Source organism: Terriglobales bacterium, assembly GCA_035651995.1.
In the GTDB taxonomy this organism is placed as follows: Bacteria; Acidobacteriota; Terriglobia; order Terriglobales; family Acidobacteriaceae; genus DASRER01.
Map to the genome: position 1 here is coordinate 1 of DASRER010000037.1, position 12865 is coordinate 12865.

Below are 12865 nucleotides of genomic sequence, written 5' to 3' on the forward strand. Positions count from 1 at the left end.
GCTGATCGTGGTGGCGATCATTCTGATCATCGCCGCGATCGCAATTCCGAACCTGCTGCGTTCGCGCATCGCCGCCAACGAATCGTCGGCGGTGGGCTCGATCCGCACGCTCAACACAGCTGAAGTCACCTACTCGTCCACCTATCCGGACCTGGGCTTCACTTGCACGCTCGCGAATCTTGGACCGCCGTCGGGTTCCGCTTCGGCGACCTCGACGTCCGCCGGCCTGATTGACAGCGTTCTGGCCAGCGGCGCCAAGAGCGGCTACACCTTTGCTCTGACGGGCTGCACGGCCGCCGGTTCCAGCACGATCCTTGTGACCTACCAGTCGCAGGGTGTGCCGGTGGCGATTGGCCAGACGGGCCAGCGCGCGTTCTGCTCCGACCAGTCGGGCGTGATCAAGTACGACTCGGGCGGCAGCGGCACCACCTGCACCTCGAGCGGTTCGGCCCTGCAGTAAGGCTTTGATTTGGCGAAGTACCTGGGGGAGGGTACGAGCCACAAGGGGCCTGGAGAAATCCGGGCCCCTTGTCTTCTTGTTTGGTTCTTTGTTGTCATCCTCAGCGAAGGCCAGGCGTCAGCGAGGCCGAGTCGAAAGATCCCTGCCTGACCCAGCATTGCAGGGATTTCCTGTTTGTGTAGGGACGCAGCTTGCTACGTCTCGCCCTTGCATTCTTACTTCCCGGAAGTCTCATCCCGGGTGCCGCGTTCGCGCGCGGGACCGTGCTTTTTTCGCCCGCAGCCTTCACCTCAACTTCTGCAACTCCGCCCTCGCCTCCGCATTCTCGGGATCGTTCCTCAGTTCAGTCTCCAACTCCGCCCGCGCACCCGCCCGATCCCCGCGTGCCTCCAGCACCGTCGCCAGCGCCTGGTGAAATCCCCTGCCCGCCGGCAGCAACTCAATTGCGCGCCGCAGCGGCGCCTCCGCCTCCGTCACACGTCCGGTCGCAATCCGCGTCAACCCGAGAAAATAATTCGGCGCCGCCATCTTCGGATCGCGTTCGATGCTCGCGATGAAGTACCGCTCCGCCTCGGTATACTGCTTTAGCGAGTAGTACCGGTGCCCGAGCAGGAACGTTGGGTCGGGATCGGACGGCGCCAGCTCCGTCATCCGGCGCATCACAATGAGCGCCTCCTCCGTTCTCCCCCTGCGAAACAGTTCGTCGGCCAGTGGCGTCAAGGTGTGTACGTTGTTGGGTGCGATTTCCGCACCGCGCGCGTACAGCAGCAGCGTGTTCGCCCAGTGCACGTTCTGCGTCGCCGATCCTGCCGCGTACGCCGACGCCAGCAGCAACGCCGCCGCTACCCCTCCCGCCGGACGCCCGAACAGCTGCCGCCCCATCGCCGGAATCTGCTCCAGCGCCATGGCTACCAGCATCGTGAAGCCCAGCACTGGCAGATAAAGGTACCTGTCGTGCGCCAGCTCTCCCCACTGGAAGGTCTCGATCCTCAGCGCCGGCGCCAGCGGCGCCGCGACCAGCAGCAGCGCGAATCCCACCGCCGCCGAACGCGACCGCCGCCACGCCCAAATCGCCGCCGCTGCCATCACCAGCACCAACAACAGCGGCGCCACGAATTGCCAAGACCGTGCCTGGAAAACATACGGTGTTTCATAGAACGCACTCAGCCCCACCGGCCAAACCAGGTGCTTGACGTAAAACCACAACAGCGACGGCCAGGTAAGCAGTTTCGTAGACCAAGGCACAGCCGTCATGCCATGCGCGAATCCCTCCAGAACACGCACTCGCTCCACAAGGTAGAGGAGCAGCACAAACATGTACGGCGCCACCGCAACAGCCGCCGCCCGCAGTCGCTGCCCCGGCCCGGTCTCCCGCTGCGGAAACAGCAATTCGTAACCCACAAGAAGCACCGGAAACAGCATTGCCGGCTCCTTGCTCAACAGCCCCATGCCGAACAGCAACATGCCCGCGGCCGTCCAGCCGTACGCCGCTGCAGTTTTCATCTCGCGTCGTCGGAGATAGCAGACAAATGCTCCCAACACGAAGGCCGAATAGAGCGAGTCGCCCACGCCCGAAATCCACGCCGCCGTCTCGATGTGGACAGGATGGAGCCCGAACAGCACAGCCGCCACCGCTGCAGTCCACGCCGTCGCTGTAATCCGCCGCGCAAGCAGGTAGCTTAGGTACGTCGCGACCAGATGGACCAGCACCGTTGTAGCGTGCCAGGGCGCAGGGTCGGTTCCAAAAAGTTTGTAGTTGGCCAGGAGCCATGCCATGAAAATCGGCCGATAAAAACTGCCCAGCCCGCCGCTGGCTACAAACTCCCACAAGTGATGTGTGAAGAAACCCGGCAGCGAACTCCACGAACCCAGCGCCGGGTTGTGCAGGATCTGCACGTTGTCGTCGAACACGAACTCGAAACGCAGCGTATCGGCGTACACCAGCGCAGTCAGCGCCAGCCCGACCACAACCAGTGGCCGTGCCGCCCGCTCCGATGCATCACGCCCGTGCGCAGGAGAAAGCTTGGGAGAAAGGCCCATGCGAAAGGATTCGCCGCATCATACAACGCAACCTGCGCGTTGTAGTGACGGGCACTCTGGCCGCCGGCGCATCAACGCGGTTCTCTCAGGAACTGTTGTCCCGAGCGCGTCGTTTGCGCGAGCGACCTGCGTCGCTGCCGCCAGCATCGCCCACCGTCGCGCCGGTCTGGGCCGCTTGCGCAATGCCTTCGTGCGTCCTTCATGTCCATGGTGTGGACCGCTTTTTCAGGTTTGCCAGCGCCGCTCGCGCCGCACTCGCCAGCGACCAGCGACGAACAACGGACAACCCTTCTATATAATCCCCACCGCCGGCCCAGATGAACGCCATCGAAACAGAGGCGCTGGAAAAGCGCTACCGCGTGGGTTTCTGGCGCGCGCGCCCGCGCATTGCGTTGCGTCCGCTTACGCTCGCCGTCCGCCAGGGAGAAGTTTTCGGCTATCTCGGCCCCAATGGCGCCGGCAAGACTACGACGCTGAAGCTCCTCATGGGCCTGGTCTGCCCCACCGCCGGACGCGCGCGCATCCTCGGCCTTCCTCACGATTCGCCGGCCGTCAAGGCGCGCATCGGATTCCTGCCCGAACAACCTTATTTCTACGACTACCTGACCGCCACCGAGCTCCTCATCTATTACGCCCAGCTCTCCGGCATTCCGGCCGGCGAACGGGCCGACCGCGCACGCCGCATGATCGAGCGCGTCGGCCTCGCGCACGCCGCACGGCTCCAGCTCCGCAAATTCTCCAAGGGAATGCTCCAGCGCGTGGGCATCGCGCAGGCGATCCTGCACGATCCCGGCGTCGTCTTCCTCGACGAGCCCATGTCCGGCCTCGACCCCATCGGCCGCCGCGAAGTCCGCGACATCATTCAGGACCTGAAGGACGAGGGCAAGACCGTCTTCTTCTCCACCCACATCCTCTCCGACGCCGAGGCCCTCTGCGACCGCGTCGCCATTCTGCACAAGGGCGAGCTGCGCGGCGTGGGCGCCGTCAGCGAGCTCACCGCCGGCGTCAAAGGACGCGTCGAGGTCCTCTATCGCGGCGCCGCCGCTACCGCGTCGCTTCAGGCCCTCGGAGCGCAGACCCACGTCACGGGCGAAACCGCCCGCGCCGTCCTCCCCGAAGACGAGCTCGACGCCGCCATTGACGCCCTCCGCCGCTCCGGCGCGCGCCTCATCGCCGTCACGCCCGTGCGCACCACGCTCGAGGACTACTTCGTCGCCCAGCTCGCCAGCAGCCCGTCCACGGCGCCAACCAAAGTCGAGGCCCGCCGATGACCTCCGCCACGCACTCCACCACCATCTCGCGCCTCACTGCCATCGCCGCCAACACCTTCCGCGAGGCGGTGCGCGACCGCGTGCTTTACAACCTGATCGTCTTCGCGCTGGTCCTGGTGGGCGCGGCCGTGCTCTTCGGCCAGATTTCCATCGGCATCGAGAAGATCGTCCTCATCAACCTCGGCCTCACGGCGATTTCCCTGTTCGGAATCCTGATCGCCATCTTCATCGGCATCGGCCTCGTCTCCAAGGAAATCGACAAGCGCACCCTCTACACCGTGCTCTCGCGCCCGGTGCGCCGCTGGGAGTTCATCGTCGGCAAGTTCCTCGGACTCTCCGGCACGCTCGTTGTCAACACCTCGCTGATGGCGCTGGGCTTCTTCGCCGCGCTCTTCTATGTGACCCACGGCTTCTCCGCGCAGGACGTTTCCCTGCTCGCCGCCCTCTACTTCATCGTTCTCCAGTTCGTGCTCATGACGGCGTTGGCTCTGCTCTTTTCCTCCTTCTCCACGCCCATCGAGAGTTCCGTGCTCGCCTTTGCCTTTTTCGTCATCGGATCGTTCGCCGAAGAGCTGCGTTCCTTCGCCGCCATGGTCACCGGCGTCACCCGCTGGGCCAGTGCCGCCGTCGCCTACATCGTGCCGAATTTCGCCGCGCTCAACGTCATCTCGCCGGTCGCCCACGGCGAGGCCGTCTCCGGCCGCCTGCTCCTGTTCAACACCATCTACACGCTGCTCTATGCCGCCGCCGCCATCAGCGGCGCCGTGCTGATCTTTGACCGCAGGGACCTCAAGTGAGTTCGCTCCCGTGACCTCCCGCCGCGCCACCGTCGTTTTCCTCGTGCTGCTGGTCGGCTCCATGACCGGCGCCGTCGCCACCGTGCGCGCCCTCGACCGCCTGCGCCTTTCCGCCACTGACGAAGAGCTCTACATCCCCTCCGCCCCCGTGCTGCGCCGCCTCAGCCTCGGCTACACCGGCCTCATGGCCGACCTCTACTGGACGCGCGCCGTGCAGTACTTCGGCTCCAGGCATCACGAGCGTGCCGCGCACTACCCGCTGCTTTCTCCGCTGCTCGACATCACCACGCAGCTCGACCCGCGGCTCATGATCGCCTACGAATTCGGCTCCATCTTTCTGGCGCAGCAGCCGCCCGAAGGCGCCGGCCAGCCGGAAAAGGCCATTGAACTTGTCCGTCGGGGCATCCAGACGAATCCCGGCGCCTGGCGCCTTTACTACCACCTCGGCTACATCCAGGCGCTCGAGCTGCACGACTACTCCGCCGCCGCGCACACCTTCGAGCAAGGTTCCCGCCTCCCCGGCGCCCAGCCCTGGATGAAGATCATGGCTGCCATCCTCGCCCAGCACGCCAGCGAGCGCGACTTGGCCCGCCTGCTCTGGGGCAAAATTTACGAAAGCACCGAAGACGCCAGCATCCGCCGCAACGCCGCGCAGCACCTCCGCGCGCTTCAGGTTGACGACGACGTCCAGCGCCTGGAAAAAATTATTGACGACTTCCGTTCCCGCTTCGGCCGGCCTCTCGCCAACTGGAACGAACTGGTCGCCACCGGATTCCTGCGTCGTATCCCAACCGACCCGCTCGGCAAGCCCTACCGCCTCGCGCCTGACGGCCACGTCTACGTGCAATCCCCGCAGGACCTGCCGTTCATCAAGTACGGCAGGCCGCCGCAGATGGGGCCCGGTAATATTCCGTCTCCGCCGCTCTCTCTGCCTGGTGACTGACCATCCAGAGCACCGGCGGGAACATCAAATACAGTGGCGGGACGACACAGATGCCACGCGCAACCAAGCTTTTGACGGCGCCCCGCGTTCGCGCCGCGCTCTCTGCGGCGCTAACGTGGGGAATACTTTTCGCCACCGCCGCCCGCGCCCAATCCGTCTCCGACGTCGCCTCCCGCGTCGACCGCTACTACAACCGGCTCTCCTCCATGAAGGCCGCGTTTACCGAAACCTATCGCGGCGCAGGCATCGACCGCACCGAATCCGGCACACTCTTGCTCAAGAAGCCCGGACGCATGCGCTGGGACTACGCCTCTCCCCGCGCCAAGCTCTTCGTCGCCGACGGCAGCACCGCCTGGTTCTACGTTCCGGGCGAGCGCCAGGCGCGCAAGGCCGACATCAAGAAGCTCGACGACCTTCGCTCCCCGCTCCGCTTCCTGCTCGGCAAAACCAGGCTCCGGAAGGAACTCAACGGCCTCTCCATCGCCACAGACGTCCACCCGCTGAACCCAGACACCACCATCCTCCGCGGCATTCCGAAAGGCATGGAGGACCGCGTCCAGCAGGTCCAAATCGAAGTCAACCCCGCGGGACAGATCATCCGCATCCGCGTCGAAGAAGTGGACGGCGCCACCACCGAGTTCCGCTTCACCAACATCGAGCCCAACGCCCCGGTCGACAGCGCCCTGTTCAGGTTCAAACCACCCGACGGAGTGGAAGTCGTCGAAGAGAGCAGCTTGTGAGAAGCAGCATTCAGCAGTCAGCGCTCGGCTACTCGCAAATGCGCACTTTTTCGGTGGAAGCGCCGGGCTTCAGCCCTGCGACTAGACCCTGCAATTTCAGCGGCTTCAGCCGCGGCCTGGGAACGTGCTCACGCCCACAGTCCACGCTACTTTCCACTATCCACTGTTCACTATTCACTGTACTTACGAGTGTTAGACTGAAATAGCGCAAATGGCAGAATTCCTGGTCAAAGTGGCTGACGAGCGGGGCCACGTTCTGGAACAGGTCGAGAGTGCCCAGACCGAGTCCGAGGTCCGCGACCGCTTCGCCCAGAAGGGCTACCTGGTCTACTCGGTGCGCTCGCGCGGCCTGCTCACCTCGGGTGACCTGGGCCTGCGCCGCCGCCGTATCAAGCTCGAACCCTTCGTTATTTTCAACGAGCAGTTCGTCACGCTGATTCGCGCCGGGCTTCCGATCGTCACCGCGCTCGACCTGCTCATTCGCCGCCAGCGCAATGCCGGCTTCAAGGCGCTGCTCGATGACGTGCGCGCTCGCGTTCGCGCCGGCGCCCTGCTCAGCGAGGCCTTCGAAGCGCAGCCCGGAATTCCCAGGATCTACACCACGACCCTGCTTGCCGGCGAAAAGAGCGGCAACCTGGAAGAGGTCCTCAAACGCTACATCGCGTTTCAGCGCCTTGCCGTTACCTTCCGCAAGAAGCTGCTGGCGTCGCTCGTGTATCCCGCGCTGCTCACCACGCTGGTGGTCGCCATGCTCATCTTCCTGATCACCTACGTGGTGCCGCAGTTCGCGCAACTCTACAAACAGCTCGACGCCGAGCTTCCGCCCCTCACCGTCTTCATGCTGAACGTGGGCGTGACCCTGCGGAACTACTTTCCGTTGATCATCGCGGGCCTCGCGCTGCTTGCCTTCGTCGTTTGGCGGTGGCAGCGCACCAGTTCCGGCGCCGCCGCAGTGGACCGCCTCCGCCTGAGCATCCCCGTGCTGGGCGACATTTGGCTGAAGTACCAGATCGCCATCTTCTCCCGCATGATGGCCACGTTGCTCTCCGGCGGCCTGCCGCTGGTTCCGGCGCTGGAAACCGCCGGCAGCTCCATGAACAGCCGCCTGCTCTCCGACGCCATCGTTCACGCCGGCAATCGCGTGCGCGAGGGGCGTTCACTCTCCGCCAGCATGGAAGAGGCGAAACTCTTCCCCGAGCTGGCCGTCGAAATGACCGAGGTGGGCGAATCCACCGGCGCGCTGCCGGCCATGCTCACCTCCGCCGCAGAGTTCTATGAAGAGGACGTGCAGACGGCGCTCTCCGCCGCCATGTCGCTCATCGAACCGGTGATCCTGGTTTTCATGGGCGCCGTCGTTGGCTTTGTCCTGTTGTCGCTCTATATGCCAATCTTCTCGCTGGGGGCCGGAATTGGCAGACACTAGGAAAGCAGGTTTCAGGTTTCGCGTTTCGAGGTTTCACGTTCTTCCTTCGTGCCCTTCGTGCAAGCTTCGTGACCTTCGTGGTCAGCTATTGGTTTTGGCTTTCGTGAAACGTGAAACGGGAAACTGGGTTTTTTGATGGCAGAAAAGAAATCACTCTTCGTCAACGGCGGCGGCAACGGCGCCCGCCTCACGGTCCAGGACCTGGCTGACCAGGAGGTCCGCGCCCGCGACCTGGCGCGCCGCTACCGCTCCGAGTTCGTCGACCTCGGCGACTTCCAGATCCATCACGACCTCTTCCGCAAGGTCCCCGTGGACCTGATGTTCCACTACAACTTTGTCCCGCTTGAGGAACGCGAAGACGGACGCCTCGTCATCGCCATCGCCGACCCCAGCCAGCTGATGATGGTCGACGAAATCGGCCTGCGCCTTGGTCGCCGCATCCACACCAAGGTCGCCACCCTCGCCCAGATCACCGACATTCTCAAGAAGACCGAGCAGTCACAGCGCGTCCTGGAAGAGGCCAGCGAGGGCTTCACCCTCGACGTCATTCACGAAGAGGAGACCGGCGACGAGACCATCTCCATCGAGAAGCTCACCAGTGAGACCGAGTCCAGCCGCATCGTCCACCTGGTGAACACGACCATCTTCACCGCGCTCCAGCGCCGCGCGTCCGACATTCACATCGAAACCCGCGACGACGCCGTCCAGATCAAGTACCGCATTGACGGCGTGCTGCAGAACGCCATGAACCCGATTTCGCGCGAGCACCACTCCACCATCATCTCGCGCATCAAGGTCATGAGCGAGCTCGACATCGCCGAGCGCCGCGTCCCGCAGGACGGCCGCTTCCGCGTGCTTTACGGCTCGCCGCCGCGCCCCATCGACTTCCGCGTCTCCATCATGCCCAGCATTCACGGCGAAGACGCCGTTCTCCGCGTCCTCGACAAGGAGTCCATGAGCGAGAAGTTCCGCTCGCTCACGCTCGACGTGGTCGGCTTCAGTGACGACGACCTGCGCAAGTTCCGCCGCTACATCTCCGAGCCCTACGGCATGGTGCTCGTCACCGGTCCTACCGGCAGCGGCAAGACGACCACGCTCTACGCCGCCGTCAACGAGATCAAGACCGACGAAGACAAGATCATCACCATCGAAGACCCGGTCGAGTACCAGATCCGCGGCATCACCCAGATTCCGGTCAACGAGAAGAAGGGGCTCACCTTCGCCCGCGGCCTGCGCTCCATCCTGCGCCACGATCCCGACAAGATCATGGTCGGCGAAATCCGCGACACCGAAACCGCGCAGATCGCCATCCAGTCCGCCCTCACCGGCCACCTGGTGTTTACCACCGTGCACGCCAACAACGTGGTCGACGTGCTCGGCCGCTTCCTCAACATGGGCGTGGAGCCGTACAACTTCGTCAGCGCCCTCAACTGCATCCTCGCTCAGAGATTGGTCCGCATCATCTGCCCGCGCTGCCGCCGCGAGGTGCGCTACGATGACGAGACGCTGGAGTCGAGCGGCCTCGCGCCCGCCGAATGGCGCACCGTCCCGTTGTACGAAGGCAAAGGATGCATGGAGTGCGCCGGCACCGGCTTCCACGGACGCACCGCCATCCACGAACTGCTCGACATGACCGACCGCGTTCGCGAGATGATTCTCGACCGCAAACCGACATCGGAAATCCGCAAGGCCGCGCACGAAGAAGGCATGCGCTTCCTGCGCGAATCGGCGCTCGCCAAAGTCCGCGCCGGCGTCACCACGCTAAAGGAGATCAATAAGGTCACGTTCATCGAGACGACCCGATGAGGCAGCCCGTAGTCGGCGCCACGACGCATTGCACGGTGTGGCGCCGGGCGCCCTCGCCCGGCGGCACGCAACGACGAATACTGGGACGGGAGAATTGAAAGACGCTGCCCCACATTCCGCGCTACCGTTTTTGCGGCGCTAACATGGGGAGCGAGGGACGAACGACCAACGCCTAACGACGAACCGCATGCCCACCGCCACCACATCCCGCCCGCCCGTCGCCATCGAGATCACCGCCGACGCGGTCATCGCCGCCCGCGGCTCCCACGGCGCCGTGCAGGCCTACGCCTCGCGTTCGCTCCCGCCGGCGGCCGTGTCTCCCAATCTGACGGCGCCTAACGTCGCCGGCCCCACCGCCCTCGCCACCGCCGTCCAGGACGCGCTCGCCGCCATCGACGCCCGCACCCGCGACCTCACCGCCGTGCTGCCCGACGCCGCCGTGCGCACCATGCTGCTCGACTTCGACACGCTCCCCGACCGCCCCGCCGAAGCGCTGCCACTCATCCGCTTCCGCCTGAAAAAGCTTTTGCCCTTCGACGCCGAACGGGCCGCGCTCTCCTACCACGCCTTTCGCGTGCCCGGCGCCGTTCGCGTTGCCGCCGCCGTCGCGCTCGCTTCCACTGTCGAGGAGTACGAGAGCGCCATCCGCGACGCCGGCTACTCCCCCGGCGTGGTCCTGCCGTCGCTCGCCGCCGCTCTTGGCGCCGTCGACCCCTCGCGTCCGACTCTGCTCGTCAAGTCCGACGCCGCCACCACCACGGTCGCCATCGTGGATCAAGGCGAGCTGCGCCTGGTCCGCACCATGGAGAACACACGCGGTCACAACGGCGTCTCCGACCAGCTCGCCGACGACATCTATCCCCTGCTGGTCTTTTTCCAGGACACCTACGGCGCGCCCATCGAGCGCATCCTGGTCTCCGGCGCCGCCGACGCCAACCGCCTGCGCGCCGAAATCGAGCCGTACGCCACCGCCAAGGTTCACGAGCTGATCAGCAGCTCCAGCCTGGCCGCCAGCTACACCGGCGACTCCACCCCGCGCGGCCTGCTCGCCGGCGTGATCGGGGCCCTGCAAGCATGAAAGGCCGTTTCTCATCTCGCGTTGCTCGTTTTTCGGTCGGGGCCACGACCCTGGGCGCCCCGCCCTTTTCTCCTTCTCTTGGCGACGGGGTGGGTAACACAAGCCCGGACCAGGTGAAACTCGCGACCGAGACGCCAACAGGCAGTTCGGCGATTCCGCAATTCGGCAAGTCGGCACTCAGCTAATGCGCCTGGACCTCAATCTCGCCTCGCGGCCTTACGAAAACGTCCGCGACTTCTACGTCCGCTGGGGCGGTTTCCTGGCGCTCACGCTCGCCGCCACCGCGCTGCTGGTCGCGTTCGCCGTGCACGGCTTCACCCGCGCCCGCGACGTGAATCGCGAAATCTCCGACAAGCGAGCCGACATCGCCCGCCTGCGCGACGAAGCCCGCCGCGGCCAGGCCGTGCTTGATCTGCCGGCCAACCGCACCGTCCGCGACCGCGCCGCCTTCGTCAACGACCTCATCGCCCACAAGGCCTTCTCCTGGACGCAGGCCTTCAGCGACCTGGAGAAGATCATGCCGCCGCGCCTCCACGTGGTCTCCATCCGGCCCGAGCTCGACGCCGACAATCAGCTCGAAATCCGCATGGTGCTCGCCGGCGACTCGCGCGACCGCGCCCTCGAACTTCTCCGCCGCATGGAGGAATCCAAGACCTTCCGCCAGCCCGAGCTCCAGTCCGAAAACGACGCCGGCGGCGAAATGCAGTTCCAGATCGCGGCGCTCTACGTGCCCAGGCTTGCGCAAGAGAAGCCGCAGCAGGAGGCGCGGCCATGAACACGCGCCTTCTCCGCCGGCGCATCCTCGCCCTGATCATCGTCTGCCTCGTGGTGGATGCAGCCGCCGCTGTCTTTTTAATGACGCCCATCGCCGGCTCGCGCGCTTCACGCCAGCAGGAATTCGAGCGCGTTCGCAAGGAGTGGCAGGACCAGCTCCACAAAACGCTGCCCCTGCGCGATATCGACAAGAAGCTCGTCGAGGCCGGCGATCAGGTCGACTCGTTTCTCAGGGCCCGTGTCCCTGCCCGCGATTCCGCCGTCGTCGCTGAACTCGGCCAACTCGCCAAGGAGAACGGCGTGCGCTTCTCCGCCGTCCGCTACAACTCCGGCGACGCGCCCATTGACGGCCTCCGCCGGCTCGAAATCGACGCCGCCGTCGCCGGTGACTATCTCAAAGTCGTAAAATTCATCAACGCGCTCGAGCGCGACCGCATGTTCTTCATCGTTGACAGCGTGGCCCTCGCCGAGCAGCAGGGCGGCGCCGTTCGCCTCGAACTCAAGCTCGAAAGCTACGTGCGTTCCGCCGAAGCCGCGACTCAGGCTTCAAATGCGACGGGCGACGGACAGCCCTCAGGCCTGAGCGATGACGCAACCGGCGTCGCTGCTCCGGAAAACGCCGACGCCAGCAAAGGGGACCGTAAAAGCAACCAGTCAGCGCCCAGGAAGCAGGTGACGCCGCGGCCGAGCACGGGCAAGTAGTCCCGTGCGCCCTCCGCGTCCCCTGCGGTTTGAATTTGGTTTTGCCTTGATTTAGCTGGAAACTAGAAACTGGAAACTTGAAACTGCCTTTGTGAAGCTCGGCGCCGAAAATCGCAACAAGACGCTGCTGGCCGCCGCTCTCGGCCTCCTCGCGCTGCTCATGCTGGTGCGCACTCTCACCAGCAGCACGCCGTCGGCTGCCCAGGCGTCGTCGGACACAACCCCCACCGCCGCGCAGCAGGCGCAGCGACGCCAACCCCGTTCGCGCGCCGCCCGCCGCGTCGCGCCCGGCAAGGGTAACGCCGTGCTCGCGCCCTCAGCCGACCCGCGTCTCAAGCTCGATTTGCTCAAGTCCAGCGAGCAGACCGAGTACGCCGGCAACGGACGCAACATCTTCCGCGCCGAAGCCGAACCCGGGCCCATCCCGAAGCCGGTCGAGCGCGTCACCACGGAGGAACCGCAAGGTCCGCCGCCGCCGCCTCCGCCCCCGCCCATTACACTCCGCTTCTTCGGATACGCCAGCAAGCCCGGCGAGCCCAAGCGCGTCTTCCTCGCTGACGGCGAAGACGTCTTCGTCGCCGGCGAGGGCGACCTCGTCAACCGCCGCTACAAGGTCCTGCGCATCGGCAACAACACCGTCGAAATCCAGGACGTGCTCAACAACAACACCCAGACCCTGGCCCTGCAACCCGGCTAGAACCTATCTCATAAATAGAGAAACTGACTTAACACTTTGATCCAGCAACGATTTAGAGCAAACCCGATGCATGCACCTGAGCGATGCGCAGTGGGAAGCGATCCGGCCACTGCTGCGCGAGAAGCGACGAGCCG

The 12865-nt window shown here is 65.0% G+C and carries 12 protein-coding genes; 11 read left to right on the forward strand and 1 reads right to left on the reverse strand.

Features of this window, described 5'->3' with window-relative positions; all coding sequences use genetic code 11:
- The first annotated feature begins 1 nt into the window (after nucleotide 1).
- A complete protein-coding gene (locus VFA60_12705) occupies nucleotides 2-460 on the forward strand; it encodes a pili assembly chaperone (GenBank protein ID HZQ92649.1) in 459 nt (152 codons plus the stop codon).
- A 285-nt stretch (nucleotides 461-745) separates the two neighbouring features.
- Here VFA60_12705 and VFA60_12710 read toward each other — a convergent pair whose 3' ends face one another.
- Nucleotides 746-2500: a tetratricopeptide repeat protein gene (locus VFA60_12710; GenBank protein HZQ92650.1), complete on the reverse strand. Its 1755-nt coding sequence runs from the start codon at nucleotides 2498-2500 to the stop codon at nucleotides 746-748.
- Between the two features lie 317 nt (nucleotides 2501-2817).
- Here VFA60_12710 and VFA60_12715 point away from each other — a divergent pair, with 317 nt between their 5' ends.
- From VFA60_12715 to VFA60_12760, 10 genes are all read left to right on the forward strand, one after another.
- The gene (locus VFA60_12715) at nucleotides 2818-3771 is read left to right on the forward strand and encodes an ABC transporter ATP-binding protein (protein ID HZQ92651.1); all 954 of its coding nucleotides are present in this window, start codon (nucleotides 2818-2820) and stop codon (nucleotides 3769-3771) included.
- A complete protein-coding gene (locus VFA60_12720; GenBank protein ID HZQ92652.1) occupies nucleotides 3768-4568 on the forward strand; it encodes an ABC transporter permease in 801 nt (266 codons plus the stop codon). Before VFA60_12715 ends, VFA60_12720 begins: the two co-directional genes overlap by 4 nt.
- A gap of 10 nt (nucleotides 4569-4578) precedes the next feature.
- On the forward strand, nucleotides 4579-5511 hold the full coding sequence (locus VFA60_12725) for a hypothetical protein (GenBank protein ID HZQ92653.1): 933 nt from the start codon (nucleotides 4579-4581) through the stop codon (nucleotides 5509-5511).
- Between the two features lie 71 nt (nucleotides 5512-5582).
- Nucleotides 5583-6251 carry an outer membrane lipoprotein chaperone LolA gene (lolA, locus tag VFA60_12730; protein ID HZQ92654.1) on the forward strand — a complete coding sequence of 223 codons (669 nt, stop codon included), beginning with the start codon at nucleotides 5583-5585 and terminating at the stop codon, nucleotides 6249-6251.
- A gap of 211 nt (nucleotides 6252-6462) precedes the next feature.
- On the forward strand, nucleotides 6463-7674 hold the full coding sequence (locus VFA60_12735) for a type II secretion system F family protein (protein HZQ92655.1): 1212 nt from the start codon (nucleotides 6463-6465) through the stop codon (nucleotides 7672-7674).
- A gap of 135 nt (nucleotides 7675-7809) precedes the next feature.
- On the forward strand, nucleotides 7810-9480 hold the full coding sequence (locus VFA60_12740) for a GspE/PulE family protein (GenBank protein HZQ92656.1): 1671 nt from the start codon (nucleotides 7810-7812) through the stop codon (nucleotides 9478-9480).
- Between the two features lie 187 nt (nucleotides 9481-9667).
- Nucleotides 9668-10558 carry a hypothetical protein gene (locus VFA60_12745; protein ID HZQ92657.1) on the forward strand — a complete coding sequence of 297 codons (891 nt, stop codon included), beginning with the start codon at nucleotides 9668-9670 and terminating at the stop codon, nucleotides 10556-10558.
- A 184-nt stretch (nucleotides 10559-10742) separates the two neighbouring features.
- Nucleotides 10743-11333 (forward strand): hypothetical protein, encoded by a 591-nt coding sequence (locus VFA60_12750; GenBank protein ID HZQ92658.1) that lies wholly within the window; start codon nucleotides 10743-10745, stop codon nucleotides 11331-11333.
- Nucleotides 11330-12034 carry a hypothetical protein gene (locus tag VFA60_12755; GenBank protein ID HZQ92659.1) on the forward strand — a complete coding sequence of 235 codons (705 nt, stop codon included), beginning with the start codon at nucleotides 11330-11332 and terminating at the stop codon, nucleotides 12032-12034. The genes VFA60_12750 and VFA60_12755 overlap by 4 nt, the downstream gene beginning before the upstream one ends.
- Nucleotides 12035-12125: 91 nt before the next feature.
- On the forward strand, nucleotides 12126-12731 hold the full coding sequence (locus VFA60_12760) for a hypothetical protein (GenBank protein HZQ92660.1): 606 nt from the start codon (nucleotides 12126-12128) through the stop codon (nucleotides 12729-12731).
- Nucleotides 12732-12865: the final 134 nt, after the last annotated feature.

Coding starts and splice junctions, on each gene's coding strand:
- VFA60_12710 (HZQ92650.1), bottom strand. CDS start 2,500: ATGGGCCTTTCTCCCAAGCTTTCTCCTGCGCACGGGCGTGATGCATCG.
- VFA60_12715 (HZQ92651.1), top strand. CDS start 2,818: ATGAACGCCATCGAAACAGAGGCGCTGGAAAAGCGCTACCGCGTGGGT.
- VFA60_12720 (HZQ92652.1), top strand. CDS start 3,768: ATGACCTCCGCCACGCACTCCACCACCATCTCGCGCCTCACTGCCATC.
- VFA60_12735 (HZQ92655.1), top strand. CDS start 6,463: ATGGCAGAATTCCTGGTCAAAGTGGCTGACGAGCGGGGCCACGTTCTG.
- VFA60_12740 (HZQ92656.1), top strand. CDS start 7,810: ATGGCAGAAAAGAAATCACTCTTCGTCAACGGCGGCGGCAACGGCGCC.
- VFA60_12745 (HZQ92657.1), top strand. CDS start 9,668: ATGCCCACCGCCACCACATCCCGCCCGCCCGTCGCCATCGAGATCACC.
- VFA60_12750 (HZQ92658.1), top strand. CDS start 10,743: ATGCGCCTGGACCTCAATCTCGCCTCGCGGCCTTACGAAAACGTCCGC.
- VFA60_12755 (HZQ92659.1), top strand. CDS start 11,330: ATGAACACGCGCCTTCTCCGCCGGCGCATCCTCGCCCTGATCATCGTC.